This window comes from Dyadobacter soli (assembly GCF_900101885.1).
Taxonomy (GTDB): Bacteria; Bacteroidota; Bacteroidia; order Cytophagales; family Spirosomataceae; genus Dyadobacter; species Dyadobacter soli.
In genome coordinates this window covers 20,021-38,881 of the sequence record NZ_FNAN01000034.1, presented here as the reverse complement: position 1 = coordinate 38,881, position 18,861 = coordinate 20,021, and the positions used below count along the sequence as shown (strand labels likewise).

Annotated in this window: 22 protein-coding genes; 17 read left to right on the top strand and 5 right to left on the bottom strand. The window is 45.8% G+C overall.

Going from position 1 to position 18,861, the window contains the following annotated elements:
* Nucleotides 1-47 precede the first annotated feature (47 nt).
* Nucleotides 48-3,077: a ligand-binding sensor domain-containing protein gene (locus tag BLQ88_RS35205; RefSeq protein WP_176885199.1), complete on the top strand. Its 3,030-nt coding sequence runs from the start codon at nt 48-50 to the stop codon at nt 3,075-3,077.
* Between the two features lie 16 nt (nt 3,078-3,093).
* Here the strand turns inward: BLQ88_RS35205 and BLQ88_RS35200 are convergent, their stop codons facing one another.
* Nucleotides 3,094-3,729 carry a response regulator gene (locus BLQ88_RS35200; protein WP_090157702.1) on the bottom strand — a complete coding sequence of 212 codons (636 nt, stop codon included), beginning with the start codon at nt 3,727-3,729 and terminating at the stop codon, nt 3,094-3,096.
* 1,600 nt (nt 3,730-5,329) lie between these two features.
* On the opposite strand from BLQ88_RS35200, the gene BLQ88_RS35185 reads away from it, so the two are divergent.
* The 11 genes from BLQ88_RS35185 (at nt 5,330) to BLQ88_RS35135 (ending at nt 11,535) form a co-directional block, all read left to right on the top strand.
* Nucleotides 5,330-6,220: a hypothetical protein gene (locus tag BLQ88_RS35185; protein ID WP_090157699.1), complete on the top strand. Its 891-nt coding sequence runs from the start codon at nt 5,330-5,332 to the stop codon at nt 6,218-6,220.
* Nucleotides 6,221-6,316: 96 nt separating this feature from the next.
* On the top strand, nt 6,317-6,583 hold the full coding sequence (locus BLQ88_RS35180; RefSeq protein ID WP_090157698.1) for a hypothetical protein: 267 nt from the start codon (nt 6,317-6,319) through the stop codon (nt 6,581-6,583).
* Between the two features lie 35 nt (nt 6,584-6,618).
* Nucleotides 6,619-6,945, top strand: coding sequence for a hypothetical protein (locus tag BLQ88_RS35175; protein ID WP_143017007.1), 327 nt, complete (start codon nt 6,619-6,621; stop codon nt 6,943-6,945).
* Between the two features lie 3 nt (nt 6,946-6,948).
* Nucleotides 6,949-7,647 carry a P-loop NTPase family protein gene (locus tag BLQ88_RS35170; RefSeq protein ID WP_090157696.1) on the top strand — a complete coding sequence of 233 codons (699 nt, stop codon included), beginning with the start codon at nt 6,949-6,951 and terminating at the stop codon, nt 7,645-7,647.
* Nucleotides 7,640-8,170, top strand: a complete 531-nt coding sequence (locus BLQ88_RS35165) for a hypothetical protein (RefSeq protein WP_090157695.1) — start codon at nt 7,640-7,642, stop codon at nt 8,168-8,170. Before BLQ88_RS35170 ends, BLQ88_RS35165 begins: the two co-directional genes overlap by 8 nt.
* A gap of 283 nt (nt 8,171-8,453) precedes the next feature.
* Nucleotides 8,454-9,113, top strand: coding sequence for a plasmid mobilization protein (locus BLQ88_RS35160; RefSeq protein WP_090157721.1), 660 nt, complete (start codon nt 8,454-8,456; stop codon nt 9,111-9,113).
* A complete protein-coding gene (locus BLQ88_RS35155; RefSeq protein ID WP_090157694.1) occupies nt 9,110-9,955 on the top strand; it encodes a relaxase/mobilization nuclease domain-containing protein in 846 nt (281 codons plus the stop codon). Before BLQ88_RS35160 ends, BLQ88_RS35155 begins: the two co-directional genes overlap by 4 nt.
* Before the next feature lie 54 nt (nt 9,956-10,009).
* Nucleotides 10,010-10,483 (top strand): hypothetical protein, encoded by a 474-nt coding sequence (locus tag BLQ88_RS35150; protein ID WP_090157693.1) that lies wholly within the window; start codon nt 10,010-10,012, stop codon nt 10,481-10,483.
* A 105-nt stretch (nt 10,484-10,588) separates the two neighbouring features.
* On the top strand, nt 10,589-10,900 hold the full coding sequence (locus BLQ88_RS35145) for a DUF6922 domain-containing protein (RefSeq protein WP_090157692.1): 312 nt from the start codon (nt 10,589-10,591) through the stop codon (nt 10,898-10,900).
* Nucleotides 10,858-11,052 carry a nucleotidyl transferase AbiEii/AbiGii toxin family protein gene (locus BLQ88_RS37655; protein WP_090157691.1) on the top strand — a complete coding sequence of 65 codons (195 nt, stop codon included), beginning with the start codon at nt 10,858-10,860 and terminating at the stop codon, nt 11,050-11,052. The genes BLQ88_RS35145 and BLQ88_RS37655 overlap by 43 nt, the downstream gene beginning before the upstream one ends.
* Entirely contained in the window at nt 11,053-11,535 is a 483-nt protein-coding gene (locus BLQ88_RS35135) for a nucleotidyl transferase AbiEii/AbiGii toxin family protein (protein ID WP_090157690.1), read from the top strand.
* A 27-nt stretch (nt 11,536-11,562) separates the two neighbouring features.
* Here BLQ88_RS35135 and BLQ88_RS35130 read toward each other — a convergent pair whose 3' ends face one another.
* The gene (locus BLQ88_RS35130; RefSeq protein WP_090157689.1) at nt 11,563-11,970 is read right to left on the bottom strand and encodes a helix-turn-helix domain-containing protein; all 408 of its coding nucleotides are present in this window, start codon (nt 11,968-11,970) and stop codon (nt 11,563-11,565) included.
* A 142-nt stretch (nt 11,971-12,112) separates the two neighbouring features.
* Here BLQ88_RS35130 and BLQ88_RS37295 point away from each other — a divergent pair, with 142 nt between their 5' ends.
* The 4 genes from BLQ88_RS37295 to BLQ88_RS35115 all read left to right on the top strand — a co-directional run bounded on the left by BLQ88_RS37295 (nt 12,113) and on the right by BLQ88_RS35115 (nt 14,857).
* Nucleotides 12,113-13,531, top strand: coding sequence for a HEPN domain-containing protein (locus tag BLQ88_RS37295; protein WP_229212997.1), 1,419 nt, complete (start codon nt 12,113-12,115; stop codon nt 13,529-13,531).
* A gap of 281 nt (nt 13,532-13,812) precedes the next feature.
* Nucleotides 13,813-14,274 (top strand): antirestriction protein ArdA, encoded by a 462-nt coding sequence (locus tag BLQ88_RS35120; RefSeq protein ID WP_262485730.1) that lies wholly within the window; start codon nt 13,813-13,815, stop codon nt 14,272-14,274.
* Nucleotides 14,271-14,369 carry a hypothetical protein gene (locus BLQ88_RS37440; protein ID WP_262485729.1) on the top strand — a complete coding sequence of 33 codons (99 nt, stop codon included), beginning with the start codon at nt 14,271-14,273 and terminating at the stop codon, nt 14,367-14,369. Before BLQ88_RS35120 ends, BLQ88_RS37440 begins: the two co-directional genes overlap by 4 nt.
* Nucleotides 14,370-14,536: 167 nt before the next feature.
* Nucleotides 14,537-14,857, top strand: a complete 321-nt coding sequence (locus BLQ88_RS35115; protein WP_090157719.1) for a helix-turn-helix domain-containing protein — start codon at nt 14,537-14,539, stop codon at nt 14,855-14,857.
* Between the two features lie 288 nt (nt 14,858-15,145).
* Here BLQ88_RS35115 and BLQ88_RS35110 read toward each other — a convergent pair whose 3' ends face one another.
* Both BLQ88_RS35110 and BLQ88_RS35105 read right to left on the bottom strand, forming a co-directional pair.
* Nucleotides 15,146-15,622: a group II truncated hemoglobin gene (locus BLQ88_RS35110; RefSeq protein ID WP_090157688.1), complete on the bottom strand. Its 477-nt coding sequence runs from the start codon at nt 15,620-15,622 to the stop codon at nt 15,146-15,148.
* Nucleotides 15,623-15,661: 39 nt separating this feature from the next.
* Entirely contained in the window at nt 15,662-16,981 is a 1,320-nt protein-coding gene (locus tag BLQ88_RS35105) for an alginate export family protein (protein WP_229212996.1), read from the bottom strand.
* A 399-nt stretch (nt 16,982-17,380) separates the two neighbouring features.
* Here BLQ88_RS35105 and BLQ88_RS35100 point away from each other — a divergent pair, with 399 nt between their 5' ends.
* On the top strand, nt 17,381-17,902 hold the full coding sequence (locus tag BLQ88_RS35100; protein WP_229212995.1) for a VOC family protein: 522 nt from the start codon (nt 17,381-17,383) through the stop codon (nt 17,900-17,902).
* Here the strand turns inward: BLQ88_RS35100 and BLQ88_RS35095 are convergent.
* Nucleotides 17,899-18,807, bottom strand: coding sequence for a DUF3050 domain-containing protein (locus tag BLQ88_RS35095; RefSeq protein WP_310590167.1), 909 nt, complete (start codon nt 18,805-18,807; stop codon nt 17,899-17,901). The genes BLQ88_RS35100 and BLQ88_RS35095 overlap by 4 nt on opposite strands.
* Nucleotides 18,808-18,861: the final 54 nt, after the last annotated feature.

The window sequence follows — 18,861 nt, the reverse complement described above, 5'->3', positions numbered from 1 at the left end:
TAACGGATCCTCACAACGTTTTGTCGCAAAGTTTTCGACCAGAGGATTTGTCAGGCTTTCATCTGGAGCGTTACACCGACGAAAGCGGGCTGCCTCAAAACAGCGTATATTCCATAGCGGAAGACGAGCTCGGGTATATTTGGCTCGCTACGGAGCGCGGGTTAGCCCGTTTTGACGGCAAAAATTTCAAGGTCTTCGAAAATTTCGGGAAAACATATAACGCCGCCAGTATAGGCTCCTTCCATATGGATCCCCGCCCGAACCCGGCTGGTTTTTTTGCGATGAATCGCGATCAGTGTTTTATCCATATTTATCAGGGAAAGGCCGTAGTTGACAGCACTATGTACCGCCAGCTGAATGCACGTACATTTCCCTATGTGGAAAAAGGGAGAGGATATATTTCAGAGCGGTTACCAACGCTGTTTTACGGCACTCCTTTCCACGATCCTTTTTATATTCCCACGGGTATCGATCGCTTTTTTGTTTACTCTGCTGAAAATCTTGCCTTTTACGATGGAAAGAAAAAATTAGGACAGGTGAATCGGGCAGGGAAAACCATCTGGAATTTTTTCCGGTTGGACACTAACCTCTATCACCTCGAAAACAAGCAACTGACGAGATTTGCCGCTGATTCGCGCACATTTAAAGCTGAAAGAGCCAACTTCGAAGGTGAGTTAATCAATGATCCATCCTACCGTGAGGGAAAGCATATGAAGGTTTTCTGGAACAATGCAACCAACCAGGTGTGCATTGTGATTGGAAAGTCGCTTTATCACATAACTTTGACCGCGAACGGTAATTTGACTTCGACGCTGATACTATGTGGCTTTGACTTTGAAAAGGAGCAGATTAAAGCTGTTTACTACGAAGTCAAAAAGAAACGGATCTTTATAGGAAGCCAGCTCAATGGTCTTTGGGTACTAACCAGAAAACAATTCACTCCTCTGGCGACGAATTTTCCCGGCACGGACCAGGTATACTATGGCCAGGGCCGAATGGGCACAAACAGTATCCTGTCCAGTCAGGGTATTGTTTATGCCATGGATGAACAGACCGGGAATGTAAATGCCAGGCAATTGCCTCTGATAACGGCCAAAGTGTTTTGGGACAAATCCTCTATCCTGATCGACCATGAGGGCTTTATTTGGTGCAAGCTCCGGGGCCGGCTAATGATGATGGAACCCGACGGATCGAAAATGAAATTTTCGTGGACATTACCGTCGGAGATCACGCAATTGTATCAGGGAATCGACAAGACGATCTGGGTGCTGACCCGGACGCAGGGGCTTTTTTTACTTAAGGCCCCGTTTACAGCTGACAACAAACCAACCCTGTTTTTGAAGGGACCGTTGACCGACATTTCATGTATTGCCGAACAGGGAACTGATACAATTTGGGTAGGAACCGGCCGGGGACTGTTCAGCATGTCGCGTAAAACCCGGGCCGTGACTTCGGTCAAGGGCCTGGAAGATAAGTATATAAGGAGTCTGTGCCTGTCGCGTGACTCGCCCACGATATGGATCTCGACTTACAAGGACGGCTTTTTTCTTCTTAGGAATAAAAAGCTGACGCATTTTCCGCTGGATACCCTCGGGTATCTGGCCAACGCGCATTGCATTGTCGAAGACAATAAGGGCTTTTTATGGATAACGACCAATCGCGGGCTGTTTCAAATTTTGAAAGCGGATCTCCTTAAATATGCCGATCGACCAGGCGAGTTATATTACCATCATTATTCAAAGACAGACGGGTTCAATAGCAACGAATTTAATGGAGGGTGCCAGCCCTGCGCTGTGCGGTTGTCGTCGGGATTTGTTTCTCTGCCGTCTATGGATGGACTGATATGGTTCAAACCAGAAACGACCGTCGCGGAAGTTCCCGATAAGAAAATCATGATCGATCAGATTGAAATTGACAGGAAGATAATCGCCGCCAGACAAAAACATATTCTTTTCTCGCAAGACCAAAAGCAGTTGCGGCTAACCGTAAGTAGCCCGTTTTTCGGGAATCCTGAAAATATGGAATTTTCTTATACGCTAGTGGAAGAAGGCAAAGCCCCCATGAACTCGGATTGGCTGAGCCTGGAGACAAATTCCAATATCGCCACCATTACAATTTCAACGCTTAGTAAAGGCAAATACACACTGCACATCAGGAAAAAGAATGGTTTCGGCATGGGTAATTATGGCTATCGAACCGTCGGCATTACAGTCCATCCATTTTGGTATCAAACCTGGTGGTTTTATATGCTTGTCGTACTGGCACTGATACTCTGTTTCTTTATTTACTCAAAGTATAGAATACGCGCCGTGCAGCGGAGGAGCGTCCTGCTCGAACTTCAGGTAAGTGAACGGACCAATCAGTTGCAGGCAACGCTGCGCAACCTGGAAAAATCGCAGGATGAACTGCTCAACCAGATGCACCTCCAGTCGAGGCTAATGGCCTCCATCGCGCATGACGTACGCTCGCCTTTGGGCGCGGCCATTATCGTTGCCGAAGAGATTCAGAAGATGCTCGACCAACAGCAATATGATATGGTATCGCTCTTTACCAAAAACATTGCCGAGGCGATACGACAGGTGAAAGGTTCCCTTGAGGACAGTTTGGCTTACGTAAAAATCCACGTCTACAAGCGTGAGCCAAATACCGAAAGGATAGCGTTACACGATCTGATCGAAGAAAATATGCAATTGTATGGGAAGAACAGCAAGATCAAAACGAATGTATTTTTAAACCTGATTCCCCGCGATGCCTCCGTTGTCACCAATGCGCAATTACTCAAAATCATCATCCACAATTTGGTGGATAATGCCAATAAATTCACAGATGGGGGCCAGATCAAGGCGTATACGGCGCAGAATGGAAACCGGCTGAACTTGGCGATCGAGGACTCGGGCCGCGGCATCCCCCCTGAGATTATCGAATGGTTTTCAACCGGAATAGCATTGCCGGTAGCATCATCGCCAGGCGGCATTGGCCTGGCGATGGTCAAGGAACTGGCACCTGCAGTGGCGGAAAGTATCCTGATCGAGCGGCTAAGCCCGGGTACCAGGGTGACAATGACCTTCTATCATTAGGTAGGCTTGTTACCCATCAGGCATGACCCATTTGCTGGGCCTTCTTTGCTAATTCCACAATACTGGTGACGCCCATTTTTTCAAATATCCTTGCCTTGTATGTGCTGACCGTATTAGATTGCAAGTTCAGTTGAGAGGCTATTTCTTTAACCCACTTACCCTTGATCAGCATCTGCATAACTTCCTGTTCGCGCCCGGAGAGTTCATGGGCTTTCAATTTTTTCGCGGTACGGTGGGTTGCCGATACGGCATCAAGCAGACGCTCCTGTACAGCCAGGCTCACATATCGCTTGTTTTTAACCACTATTGTAAGGGCTGCGATGACGTCTTCTTTGCTGGCAGCTTTGGACAAATAGCCATTCGCGCCGACGCTAATGTATTCAAGGGCGTGGATTTGCTCGTCGGCAGCGGAGCAAATCAGGATTACCACATTGGGCTGCCGCTGCCGGATACGCTCGATCATGAATTTGCCTTTTCCACCCGGTATATCTATATCCAGCAAAATCAGGTCAAAGGAAAATATCTCGAGAAAAGATAAGCCAGATTCAAAACTGTCGGCTTCCATGATCGTCGCCTGTCGATGAAGCTCGTTAAGCACAATCTTCTGGCTCATGCGGACTAGAAAATGATCTTCAATTAATAAAATTCTCATTGTGTCAAAATTGTGGCTGCTAATATGTGTAAGGTAGTAATACTTTTACAAATTAGTCCACATTGGGATTTTATACTACTATTTGGTTGTGGTGAATTTTTCGAAAGTTTGCCTTTGAGAATACGTTGGCTGTCGACTATTGCCACAATGTAACTGACAGTAGCGAAAACGCAATGGCTAGGTGTCCAGCTTGTTCAGGTAATTGCGACCGTTGTGATCTTGAAAGTTGCACTCAATCGATGTCCTCGGAAAAATGTACGCTTGAGGTTTGAATGATTCGTAACTGCTAGTCTGACTTCTTAAAATCCTTGGCCCATTTTTTTTGGCTGACAATTATCGGCTCTTTGAATTTCTAGATAGTTTTCCGGCCAACAATATGCATCAGGAGATTTAAACGCTTTTTCCCTTGTTACGATAAGAATAGTCCCAGATTTCTGTGATATCATTCGAGTAAGAAATCAGCGTGAACGAGCATCCCCAGGTGTAGTAGCACGCAAGCAATTTCCTTACGCAATTTTTTATCCAGTTCATCTCCCTGATTGCTGTCGAAGTCAGGGCCGAAAATGCCAACATGAAAGGTGCAGCCTTACAAAGAACCATAAAGCGCTTCCGAAGCATCCGAATAATATTGAAGATTGCAAAGCGTAAAGAATGCGTCCATCAATTTGCTGCGTTCCGCTATCACCTGAATCCTTTCTGACAAAATATTCTTTTTTTCCAGTTCAGGTGTGGTTGTGTTCGGAAAATTTCGTCAATGCTTCCCGGGCAATAGGCATCTTTTTAAAAGCTTCCTGCCGCTCCTTTCGCGTTTTACATGATTCGGCCAGGAGTCCAAACTGTCTTGCATCGTGGGCATGCTCATGATATCATAACGCTTGAACAACGGATGGAGCACAAATGCCCGGTACTCCTCCGAATCGAAGAGTGACGCATAACAAAAGTTCGTTACCTTTTCGATAAACGAACGTGCAAGTATTACAGACTCGCTAGTAAAATAATCCGTTGGGCAGCTAATTGAAGCAATGCAGATCTTGTCTGATTGGAATACATGCGTCATATGATAGAGTGTAGGGTTTAATTCAAAAATAGGAAAATTTTATCATTTTGTTAAGTTTTACCTGTTTTTCCAGACGACTTGACACCGCGACCATTTTCAAATCGACAATATTTCCCGCCTTCGCCATCTATTAATACAATTCGGTGCAATACCTTATCACTTTATCTAAGCAATTAAAGCACATTACCGAATACGGAGAAGCAGCTTGCAAAGCTCATCCTAACTTGAACTGCCTTTCCAGTGTAGTTTCCGTGAGTTTAGGACGGTTTGGTTTACCGGGTTTTGGCGAGGCCGCGGATAAGAGGAGGTTCGCCGGACTTTTGTACCTGAAAACAAGGCGCTCTGCAAGTGATTGACTTGCAAGGCGCTTGTACGTTTATCCCGTGATTCCGCTGGCACCGGTAGGGTTCCGGTATAAAATTCCGTGATTTAGTTAGACTTTTTTAGCTTTCAATTATGCAAGATTTTCGTGGGCTACTAATGGGGTTTAAAATGTAACCGATGGTGATTATATTGCTTTATTAACAATTGCGATGCATCATTATGAATCTCCGCTCCAATCTTCGTTATCCGTTTGTGAAGTACCTTCTAGAGGAATTCTCGGGGACTTTTTATGAGGATGACTTAACCAGCCTGAACCGACTCTTGATTCTCTACCATAACAGATATTCATTTACGGTTAGGAGGAATAACGTCGGCGAGTTCATTACTTCGTACGAGCAAGGCATTTCCGGTCCTGACTGGCTGTACTGGTGGTTCGGTCCATCGAAGCGTGTTAGGGTCCGCCAAGTCAAGCGTCGCACAGCATTCATCCTACGACAAAATCGGGAGGTGATTGAAGACCTTTTGTCAAGGGAAGATTACGGGACTGAAAAAGCCATTTATGAAACTCTCACTTCAATTTCAAATTGGGTTCAAACCTTATCCTCAGAAGCGGTTGTAGACAAGCTGCTTGATCTGGAAAGGTGGAAAAAGGAGCTGGAACTTTTAGTGCGACAAATCCCAAAGCCAGGAACCGCCACAAAAAAGGTTCCTCGCGTGCGAGCCTCAGAAAGCTTTCAGGAACAATTTACTGACGGGAATGACGCCGAAAGGATTCTGAAATTTAACCGCTTGAAGCGTATCTTGTTGACGGAGCGATGGATTGTCCCGATCGGCGACACGGATACGTACCGGTATTGCAAACAATCCAAAGGCGGAAGGCTTTACGTAGCAGCGCTTTACTACGTTCTAATGGAGAAAGGCCATATCAGGATGACAACGGATGCACCGCAGATTGCCGCATCCTTCAACTCTTGGTTGGTGCATGATTTTGAGCAAAGCTCATTTGTGAAGGCCTTTCAGGCGGAAGAGCTAAGTCAGTTTGACGGTAGAGAAGGAAATGCTCGTACTAAATATCTGACAGAGGTCAGATTGCTCCTTCGCGACTTCTAAACTAAATTCTTTTCATTCCGGAGCGAATCGCAGGAAGGAATTCCTCGTGCTTGACTCTGAATTTTGCCAGCATGTTTTACCAAACAGAAAGGCAAAATGAAAAAGAGAACTCCGGATTCGTGTCTCCACAATCCAAACGCGACCTCTACCATACAGGACGTAGCTCCTGTTACTATCCGCTCGGATCCTGCGGTCAGCTCTGATCATCTAGTCGATGTACATGAAGCAAAGCGGATGTTAAAAAGAGTCTTTGCAAAAAAAGCTTTACTACCATTGCGCGAAGGGAAATCTGCCATTTATCCGCCAGGCAGGAAAGCTCTATTTTTCCGAGGCAGTCATCCGGCACTGGCACCACAGGATTGAATCTGGGAAACGTCACAAACTTAATCATTGACCCTATGGAGATAACCAAGGAGTTGGTTCTCAGGCTCTGTGAGCGGAAAGACTCTAAGCGCAAGCGCATGCTTTTTGAGCTGTATCGCGATCTGTTTATGTCCACGATGTCAGCTAGGTTCCTTGTGGACGTGATTAATGAAAAGCTTTCAATGCAAGCGGTTTCGCTGTATGACATCAAATACATCCGCGCTAAAATGAAAAAGTGGGGAGACCCGCAAATGCCAGTTCAAAAAAGTGAAAAGTCCGAGGCTGAGACTCAGCCCAAAGCGGCAATGAAATTTCCCCGCTCTGAGCCTGAGCCATATGTTAAACCATCGAAAAAATACTAAGCGATGAAAAACTTACATTTTATAGTGCAAGCCAAAGGAGGCGTAGGCAAATCCATTTTGATGTACCTGTTTGCCCTCAAACATTATCAAGACGCAAGGTGCCTGTTTATCGACGTTGACGCTTCAACGCAGACCAGTACACGTCAACTGAAATTCGTCCATCAGGATCAATCCGATGTTGCAAGCTTACTAGACGAGAAAGGTCTTTTGATCCGTGATAATTTGTTGGCCTATTTGCAGAGCATCGCAAAGGAAGATTTCGAAGATGCCTATTTTGATTTTGGCGCCCCTGAAAGCGAGCAGCTTCCAGCATTAATTGAATACGACATCCCGCTCAAAGCTTTTGCCGAAGGACTGGGTTTTGACATCACGTTTCATATTGTGATTGGCGGCGGAGGTGCCTATAATCCGTCTATCGATTATTTGCTGAGGATGTTTGACCTTGTCAAAACGGACTTTGAAATCGTCGTCTGGCAGAGCATGGCCACCTTTCGCAAATTTCCACATCTGACCTTGGAGCTTAGGGAAAACTGTAAGAACTCAGGCCTGACGTTTCGCAGGTTTGGAGATTTCGAGCCTGAGTCATTTCTCGGGGCAGAAATCCTGACAGGCATCCGTAAAGGCCTTGCCCTGGATACCTACACGATTGGGCCAAGACTAAGACTCCAAAGGGAACTTCAAATCAACTTTGTCGATGTCTAACCAGCCGATCAACCGACAAACCCTGGCCTGGATCAAAGCGGAGTACCTGGCCAGGTACGAAATTGAAATGGACGACTGGTCGGCAATCATTCTGCTAGACAACCAGGCCCAGTTTCAAAACATGGATAACCAACTCCGGGCCGTCCTCGATGAAAACAAAAAGCTGAGTGGCAAGATCAAGGACTCCGTGAAGACCATTCAATTCAACTCGATTTGGGAAGCCTTCATCCATGGCCTAGGTAAGGGAATACCGTATTCCATTACGGCACTTGTTCTTGGAATCTTATATTACGTATACATGAGTACGTATGTGGATTATCAACGGATCGAGGATTTCGTTTCGGCCTACAAAAATGCACCGGACTATGTGGCGTTGATTCGGGAAGGTGAGACGGAAACCTCAGGTGGCATCAAGTATCTCATTCTTTCGCCATCGAAACGCGGCAAATATGTATTCGGCAAGTCTTACGAATTCGACTCGCGACGAAAATTGGTCAAAGTGCCTTTGCTTAGGAAAAATTGATCCAAAAGTGATACAGAAAGGTCTAAATGCGCTCCAAAGGAGTCTTTAAGGGGTATTAAGAGTCATAAAAGCGCTCCAAAGAGTCAAAAAGTAATCCAGAAAAATCATTTAAAGGAATATTTGAGCCAGAAACGGTCAGGAAAGATCCTGCGCGTTGGTTTTCTCCTTAGCCAGCTATCGCCGGTACGTCGCAAAAAGCGACTCCCCGGCGGGAGCTGGCCATGGGAAAACCCCTGGACCCCTGCTATTCGCCTTCCGGCTCATAGCTAATCAAAAAAGACACATGGAAAATCAGAAACAGAAAGGCAGACCGCCGAAGGTGAAAGGGACTGCTAAAAGGGAGCACTTCTCGGTCTGGGTAAGCGCTGATCAGAAAAGACAGATTAATGAGCTCATAGAAAAAAGCGGGCTTTCCGCCAGTCAATATTTCTTGACCTTGGCGCTTGATGTTCCTTTTAAAAGACCACAGAAAAGGGCTCTGCCTAAGGCAACTGCCGAGATCGTCAGGGTGCTTCAACAACTTTCAGGTGTCTTGTCACTCGCAGTTCTAAAAACCAAGGGACAACAGATGCTTTCAGACCAATGGCAGCAGAGTAGCCAGCGGGTTAGGCTGCTCGCCGATCTTATCACTCTTTGGGTGTTTGAAAGCTTTGAGATCCGCAGTATGAAAAAGGCATTCGAAGAACTGCTTAATTGGTCAAACGAGCTCAGCTCTTATCTTTCTCAAATGCTGCCTGAAACCGAGGGCAAACATCAGCTACTGCTAAGGTGCAGTTCGACCAGTCGCCTGATCGGAGATTTGCAGCAAAAATATGAGGCCTACTATTCACAGCCACTTGATGAGCTCGCGCCGCTGTGGAAATCGGGTGAAACTGATACACTTTCCGTTCACTCGGAGATTGAGAAAGCTTTAAATACCACCATGAAAAAGATGAAGCTATGATTGGAAAGGCGACACTCGGCAGCTACGCGAAAGGGCTAATTGAATATTGCTACTACGACAAGCATGTCTCCGCAAAGATGCGGCAACAGTTAGATGAAAAGGATGTCCGTGGGGAGTTAGTTTACATTCAAAACCTGGGTATAAAAATGCGTGCAGACGGGAAGTTAGACCTGAACTATTTGATCAACCAGTTTAACAGTAATCACATGCAAAATGTGAACCTGAAAAAGTTCATGTGGCACCAGTCATTTAGCTTCGCGCCGGGCGAGAAGCCCGGCAACGAAACGATCGCCGAGATATCAACGGAATTTGCCAGGGAGTTCGGGTTTGAACAGAATCAGATGCTGGTTTTCAAACATGAAGATAGCGCCAATTTGCACTTCCATGTCGTTGCTAACCGCATTGATTCGAATGGTAAAAACACCTCAAAACATTTTCACAATTACGCCAGAACGGGCGAATTCTGCCGCAGAATGGAACAACGGCTTGAATTAATCCAGGCACCGGAAATGAGGATCAATCAGCGGCAGGGGCTTGAAAATATCCTGACCGATAAGCAGCATCTAAAGCTCAAATCATCCGTCGATCAGCTTTTAAATACAGTGGTATCGGTCGATGAGCTCAAAGCGAAATTGTTAACCCAAGGGTACAAGACTTATGTCGGAAGAGGGATCGCATTCTATCATATGCAGAAAAATATCAAGATTAAAGGCTCTGACTTAGGGCGGAGCTATTCACTAGCCTGGATTGAAAAGCGACTCGCTCAAAACATCGGAATCGAGGTGAAAGAGCAGTTGCAGCAGGTGCAAAAAAGGCAGAAGAAGCAGGGCTTAGGCATTTAAATGCCAGTTTCTAAGTAGAATGAGTTATTTTAGCCCAAAATAACCCATAACACCATGAAGCTGAAAGCTATTAAATTCTTTTCCCCAGAGGAAAACATTCCCAAAGTCAAAACGGCCGTAAAAGCAACGCCGCTTCCGACGGGCTACATTTCTAATTCAGGCAAGCTTGTTTTCCCGGCGGCTGCGCTTCGCGAATTGGGAATTGATCCAGAGTCGGTCAATTTTAAAATCGGTACCCATGAAGGAAAGCGAAAAATCAAGTCCGTATACCTTGTTCCTGCTACCAATTCGGATGAGACCTTTTCGTTTGAAAAAAGCGGTCGGGGGCATGTAATTCCGCTTGCTGTTATATTGAAAAAAGGCGGAGTTGATTTTGAAAGTCAAAAGCTGATTTTCAAAATCTCGACTTTTGATTTCGATCCGTCTACCAAAGGTTATGAGCTAGCCATTGAAGCAGAAGCGCCGAAGCCAGAATACACAGGTAAACCTCGTGGAAGAAAAGCCAAAGCTGTGACTGACCCCGAATAAATCGGGCCGCCTGCAGGCAGCTATTGGCTTACGGGCGACTGATTTCACAATAGATTCGTTAACTTTTGAATCTGAAAGCTTCCGGCATCTCTTACATTGACGATCATGCAACAGCCAACAACACTTGAAAAACCTGATTTTGGCCCCAAATGGTTTTGGGATTTAGACTATGAGAAGATAGACTGGCAGGCGTCCTATAAAACGGTTATCGCCCGGATCATCGAGCGCGGTAAGCAGCAACAATGGCAAGAATTGGTCCGCTTCTACGGGCTTCAAAAAGTCGTAGATACCCTTAAAAACGAAATTGTGTTCCTGCCGGGTTATGCCATTGAAGACGCCTGCTCATACCTTCCGATCAAAAAAGAGGAAATGCTATGCTACACGAAGAAACAGTCGAGGCCAGCACACTGGCTTTGATCCGTCGGTTGATGGCCGATGAAAATCTCTCGGATTTTTACCTTGTTGGGGGGACGGCACTGTCCTTAAGGTTAGGGCACAGGATTTCCATCGACATTGATCTTTGCACCGGCAAAGATTTTGACTCCGCTGCTGTCTGCGAGCATCTTTAAGTGGTCTATGGGCTGACAGACGAGAAAACGGTCAAGAATGGTGTCTTCGGATTTATTGATGATGTCAAGGTGGATTTCATCAGTCATCAATACCCACTTATCAAACCCGTAGAGCTGACAAGTGGCATCAGAATGCTTTCTCTGGAAGATATCGGGGCAATGAAGCTCTCGGCAATCGTTCAAAACGGAAGCCGAATCAAAGATTTTATCGATGTCTATTCTCTTTTGGAAAAGTTACCACTGGGGCTGCTCGTAAAGGCTTATACTGATAAATACCCTCAGGCCTCCTCGCAGATTGCCAAGACGAGTCTGTTGTATCATCAGGACATCGATTTTTCGGTACCGATCAAATTACTTGATAGAAAATTCGATTGGCAGGAAACGAGTATGCGCCTGAGCCAGGCTGTTCACAGACCGTGGATTACGTTTGAGGATGAACAGCCCGAACAATCGTTGAAACGAGGAAAGCGGCCAAGGTTGTAAGCTTATCTGACAACCTTGCAGAAAGCCTTAGGCCTGATCTTGCTTTTCTTTAAGCAATTCAACCTTTTCGCGTTCGCTTTGCAGTAGACGCTCGAGTAATGCAACCTTCTCATCATATAACTGAATGATCTTCTCGATGGGGTTGATAGTGCACAAATAGTTATTGTTATTCGAACTGTTATCACTAAAGGAATTGCCGATGATATTGAACACGGCTTCTTCGCTAAAATTCTTGATCCCTTCCGGAGTTACGCCAAGAATTTTCGCAATCTGTTCCAGAATTTGCTCCTCCACATTTTCGCTTTGTTCGATTTTTGATACAGTCTGCTGACTCACTTTCAGTTCGTAGGCGAGCGACTCCTGCTTAAGTCCTCTTAGCTCGCGAATGCGACCGATCTTATGGCCAATATGATTGGGTTTTGCTGCTGTGCTCATGGTTACAAATAAAGGAAATATCCACGCTAACTTCAATAGAAGGCAGAAAGTGTTTTACCAAGGTTCTGTGGTAGTATACAACTGGCCGTGGTTCGGCACGTTCATCCGCTGCCTCTTTTTTGTCACAAAAAAAGAGAAGCCTATGGAGACTGTCAACTCAACAACAAACGAAAATCGCAGTTCGAGCGAACAGAAGCTTGCTGAGTCCCGCGAAGCTATTGCAGATTTCTTTCACGCGACCGATCTGGAATTCATACGTGTCGAACTGTGGCAATTCCTAAAAGCAGTGACAACAGAGAAACCGTTTTCATTTCTGGGTGATCCGTCCACTGTACTTTGCCTACAAAGACATTTGCAAAAGATGATTAAGGCATGTAGGCTGCTATTAGATGTTGCCGAAGGTGCTGGGACTGATCTGAATGCGGGCGATTTTCAACCTTTCAGTCATGCGCAAATTCAGGCTGATCGGCAGTATATGCGCGATGTCCGGGAGCTCAACGACCGGCATGGAGGTATGATTCGCAGGTTGACGCTCGCTGAGACCGAGCAGCCCCTTCTGGCGATCAAGCGCGTTTTTAACACTTACAGCTATGACCAGTGGCAAGAGATTTTGGAAGACTGGGTGGAGTATGGACTGAGCAAGGTGAGTATTTGCGAAGCCACCGGCGAATGTGCTGAAATCATTCAGTATGAACTATTGGAATCACTTCTCGAAGCGGTTTACCTTATTTCGAGAAGCGATCAAGGAATTCCATTTCAGAAACGCCGCCTTGGGAAGCTGGCGGGCAGTAAAGCCATCATAGAATTGCTAATCGCAGCACTCGATCCACTTCTGATATTTGAGGTGAAGCATCCTACGGCACGATCAACTGAGGAGAAGCCGTACAGAGATCTACTGATCGTATTTGCCGATGATAACCAAAAGCCCTTCAAAGAGTATCAGCCCATCGTCGAGCTATTCAGTGCCGGTGATGAAAAGCTCTGCTGCTCGGTTCACAAGTTGTCGGATATACATCAGGCACTTACCAGCGGGCAAGTATATTTCTCTTTGGCATGTACCACTGAAAACCTGGTATACCAACGGAGTGCTACGCCATTACCCAAAATGCTGCCCGAAACTATCAGGCTACTGATCGAGAAGTCGAGACACGCGTTTAGCGCCGGAATGAGTAAAGCCCGAAAGTTCTTTGAGGGAGCACAGTACTACCGGCAGGTATGTGAGCACGCAATATCGATGTTCATGCTTCAGCAAGCTACCGAAACTATATTTCGCACTACCGCTATCGCGCTTTATGGAAGCGAACGGCGCACGCATTCCATCAGATCACTCAAAAGGTTTAATCATAGACTAGCACCTCAACTGAATGAGATCTTTCCTGGCGGTTCGCCGGATGAAGAAAGGCTTTTAGAGCTTCTGGAAGACGCATATCTCGGGGCCAGATACAATCCGGACTATCAGATCAGCGAACAGGAAGTTCATTCAATTTCTTCCCGGGTGTTAAGCTTGCTGGAATTAGCCGAAGCGGTGTTTGAAGAACGGATGGCTGCAATCAGAGTTTAGCGGGTAGCTACAGTGCTTTTTCCAAGTTGTTCAGATTGCTGAAAAGAAGCATTAAAAGATGCGTTCAGTGCAAACGAAAGTTACAAAGCAAAAAATGACGGTTGCAAGCCTGCACTTCGTCATCCGGCTATTTAGCTGAACCCGCATTAGCCAGCCGCACCTTAAACCGCCGTATGGGCTTGCAACCAGGGGGCAAGCCCCATCATTTTTACATTGAGTGGAAGGCAGCGATTGCCCTGAGCACAAAGCCGGGGCCTTAGCTACTTAAATACCTTTCAATCATGAGAAATCTCCAAAATGCTGCAAGAATCTACGTAGGGACTTACGGTCAGTACAACAATGGCTCGCTGTTCGGCAAATGGTTTGACCTGACAGATTACGCTGATCTCAAAGAATTCCTGCAAGACTGCCATGAGTTTCATCGTAATGAATTCGATCCGGAGTTGATGTTTCAGGACTGGGAAAACATCCCGGATTTTTTGATTTCGGAATGTAGCCTTCATAAAGAAGTGTTCGCCTACTTTGAGGCTACCAGCGAGATGGACGATGAGACTGCCGAAGCATTCGAGATTTATTGTAAAAAGATCAACTATTGGCCGTCCAACGGATACGAATTGGATGACCAACTTGAAGGATTCCGGGAAAGCTACCAGGGGTCTTTGGAGGCTCCGGGAAAGATGCTACACTTGAATACACTTACCAATATGTCGAAGATACTGGTTTGTTGTCAGGTGCTCCGGTGACTCTCGAGCGTTATTTCGACTACGAAGCCTTCGCCAAAGACTTGTTTCTAGAAGGATACAGCGACCACGAAGGTCACATCTTCACAGATTATTGAAGGCAAAGTGCCGTTGGATGCGGCCCGCATCGAACGGCACTTTATTCTTTTTGTTCCACCGAGAAAAAGAGGAAGCAATATTCAAATGCTGCTTACTACTTTCCAATCAAAAACATCGTCTGCACGTGGTAGTCGATGTTTTGATAATTAACGTAAAGCAAGCAGCAATGGAAAAGAAGGGCAAGCAAACTGAGGAAAGTTCGGCGTTATACGCGCATCAATTAGTCACTTTGGCAGATCTGGAAAAGTTTAAGGAGCAAATGCTTTCCGAAATGAGGAGGCTACTTGCTGGTGGAGGGGCTCAGCATTCCAAGCAATGGCTCAAATCCCGAGAAGTACGGAAACTGCTTGATATATCGCCCGGCAAGCTGCATGCCATGCGACTAAGCCGTCAGCTCAGTTTTATGCGGATCGGCGGCGTTATTTACTACGACCGGGCAGACATCGACAAAATGTTTGAGAAGTTTAAAACTGCTGCGGTAAAATGAAGAAGAAACTATTTTCATCTGGTTTGGGAAGCCAGTGTCCCCCTGACAAAATTCATGTCAGGGTTTATTTTTTGCAGCAGGGATCTACGGCTGAGAACGCATCTACATTTTTTGATTATTACGCTCTAAGAGAATGGTCAGACTCCTCAGGAATGCGGGTAAAAAATTGGAAGCAACTTGCGTGGAGTTGGCTATTTTATCGGTAGCTCAGGTGCAGCGACCACTAAATCCATAGCGCAGGAATGGCTGAACGGCCTCGCTTTGGATTGGACGGGCAAAGTATGCAAATCAACCAAGGAAAGGCCCGCCTGGAACACCCCAGCCCCATTTTGGCATTGGTTCGTCAGGATTCATTTGCAGTTCATCACTGTTTGAATTGATCACTGCGATCCGAGTTCCCCACTCAATATAGGCGACGAATGCTGACCGAAACTCAGGATCGTCAGGCAAGCGAATCTCGTCGGCGGTTTCGAGCAGTAAGGCTACCCAACGCTGTCGATGTTGCTCAGTGAGATGCTTGTTCAGGTGCTTCTGGATCATTTTGAAATGGTTTCCGTCCGCGGTACTGTACCACTCTGGCCCGCCAAAAACTTCGGCAATAAAATGCGCCACGTGCATCTGATGCTCGGGCGACATATGCTTGAAAACTGGCTCCAACAGAGGATCTTGTAAGACTTTCTGGTAGAAGAACTTTGTTAATTGCTCAAAAACAGGCATTCCGCCTGCCCATTCAAACAATGTAGGGATTGAGGACTTTTGAATCATAGCAGTTGATAGACGTCGAAGCGTTTGCTAAACTACAATTTATCGAACATCTATCCACTTTCGCGAGAACAAGCGCGGAGCGTAAGATATCATCAGATAGCTCCATACCGGCACCTCACCGGAATCAGGCACCTTGCCAAGTAGCTCCATGCGTTTATTTGCCAATGTGAAAGAAAATCCATAGATGATTTCCAACGCCTTGACCGGTTTGTAGTTTAATGACAAATCGCCCTCGAATCCCAGGTAAGTTCCGTCGATCTGTCGGCCTTCTTCGAGCAGCGGATATTGGGAATAGAAAAGATGCGAGTCGCCGCGAAATGATAGCTTCTTACTGGCCTGATAAACTACAAACAAATATGGGTTGACAAGACCTTTCTCATTAACATCGGCTGGAAACCTGGTGAACAAATTCATATTGCCCATAAATTTCCAAGCCACACCATAAAGCGGCACGAATGAAGCAGATGCCTCATTGCCGACAGTGCTTCTGTTCCCACTCATTACTTCGGCACCCAGCCTGATTAGCGTTCGACCAGTGTTAGCACTAATCTCAGGTTGGACGTAATAAGCGCGGATCGGTTTCGAAGCTGCATTTTCGCCATACTGGTAATAGGCATTAACGGTCGCATAAAACCATTCTTTGTCATATTCCAGTCGCCCACCGTTCGTAATCCGCTTATAGTATTGTTTATCCCCCGATGTTCTGTGGAATACATCCATCGCATTGATGATAGTCAGAGAAACCTGGTTAGAGAATTTGTATTTAAGGTGATGTACAAGCAGATATTTGTAAGTATGCGACCCTACGGGAGAGTATGCCAGATCGAAGTGTTTCGCATAGGGCCTGGTGAACGCGATAGTCAGATCCGTTTCAAAATTCTTCTTGTAAAGAAACCTAACCCCTTCATGAGTGCGACTTTGCTGACCCCATGGAGCTGCGGAAAATATCCTGCCGTTATCAAGGGAAAGCGCTTGCCTACCGATCCTTACGGACAGGTTTTTGGTAATTTTCGGTTCAACAAAAAGCTCAAAGAAATTAAGGTTTCCAACGCGTGAGAGTTTTCCCATTTCTCCCCACACGTGAATCTCCTGCGGCGACGCGTGTAATCTGAGCTTGTCGGATTGAAAATTAATACTCAGTCTATTCCGCTGGGTCGTGTAAACCTGGGGCATAAGCGTGTCCGAACTGGTCCATTTGAAGTTGTCACGGTATTCAGCCCGTGGCCTTATTTCAAAATCCACGGTTAACTCGCGACGTATCGTGTCAGACTTCTGTGCAAAGAGACCGGATGCGCTCGCGTGTAGGAGTATCGCAACGAGATAGGGCTTTACTAGGATTTGAATGATGATCCTGTGCACAACAACAAAACTATTTCGCACAAAGCTAATTGATTTAATCTATTTCCTAAGTGGGCTAATTAAATTCAATCTAACAATGGCCATTCCAGGTAACTACAATATAAAGCTTGATTTATGAAAACTGGGCTGGGCAAATGAACTTAATTTAGATTTTGGGATAGGCATATGGTCAATGGAGATTATCGAATTTGACTATGCCGCCCCAAAAATACCTCTATCTGGTAGCTTTGCACTGATTATGGCATATGTGGCGCCTCATGAGATTACTTTACCTTACAGGTATCCAGGTACCGAACACCAAGAATAGTTAAGATTAATAAAAATCTCCCGATCCGAGTATAGTTCACGCTTTCTCGCATTATACCTGTCAAACATATCCAATTACAATTTCCAAATCAAATGAAAGTTAATTTAATCAAAGTTTTCACAATCGGGTGCGGCGTGCTGTTAAGCAGTATGGCTTTTTCTCAATCAAATTTCAGAAGTCCGCAAATCGGTATGGGCGTGGTGGTTTCAGACATGGAACGCGCGCTGGATTTCTATGTCAACGGGATCGGAATGGTTAAAACCGGAAAGTTCACGATTGGCGGAGAGTTTGGAAAGAGGGGCGGTTTGACTGGCGGGGATTCTGTGCAGGTCCAAATCCTGAAATTGGAAAATAGCCCGCAGGCGAGTGACTGGAAGCTTATGAGCTTTGGCAGGAAAGCAGCACATGCCAAACCTAAGTTTATACAAGATGATACGGGCGTACAGTACATCACAATTCAGGTCAAGTCATTAAAAGGTATCATTGAAAGACTGAAAGAGCGGAAAGTTGCATTTCTGGGCAGCTCGCCAACCCCATTGAACAAGGACGCACATTTTCTGCTTGTACAGGATCCGGACGACACTTTTGTTGAGTTGATCGGACCGCTCGATTAATTATCCAAGCACAGTTTCTGTGATTCTGGCAGCGTTGCGGCGTGCGCCAGAATTTCTTCATAGGCGCCATCCCAAAGTGCGATTCGCATTTGTAGCGCAGTAGCGATGTGTTCCTGAGTCTGCTTCCAATGGGATTCGTTTTCACCGCACAGCGCTGATGTCATTTCCAACGCAAGTTGACCATGATGTCCGCCATCCACTTCAATGTGCCGTTCGAGGTAATATTTGAAGATGGAAATACTTTCAGGAGAATTTATGTATAAGTCGCTGACCATCTGGTGGAACATGTCCGGAATCAGGTCTTCTCTGCCGAAAGTAAAGACTGCGGCCAATACATGCTCCTGCTTTTGGCCGATCGTTTCAAAAGTGTATCTCACAAATTCGCGGGCTTTTTCCGGGGTGTTAGCCGCCTGAAAGGCAGCCTCCAGATCATGGGTTCTATTCAGTCCGGCTAAGAAGGTCTCAATTGAGTCCGTCTCGGCCCCACATTGTTCCATGGCCGAAAGATAAAGCTCGAAATGGCTGGTGTGATTGCCATCCATATCAACATCCGATTCTTCCCCTGCAACGATCTCATTGATAAGATACCTTGTCTTCCCTTCGCCCTTTGGCACCCACGGGACAGTAGTACATGTGAGTGAATTTTGCAGACTTTTAAGGAGCGACATAAAATCCCAAACAGCGTATATGTGATATTTCATGAATATACGCAGGTCATCCAGTGAACTGATCGACTGATAAACTTTATGGCTAACCACCTGTCTCCGCAGTGGTTCTATGCTTTTCTTGATTTCTTCTATATGTGCGTTCACAATTGCATCATTGCTCATAATATCTGGCAAATGTAGGTATTTCTTGGCAGCAGCAGAGAGAATGCCAGCATCGATTACTCCCTTTTTGACCACGGAATGGGGAATTCAATTCACTTGTAGCAGCGCTTATTATAACATAACATGTTT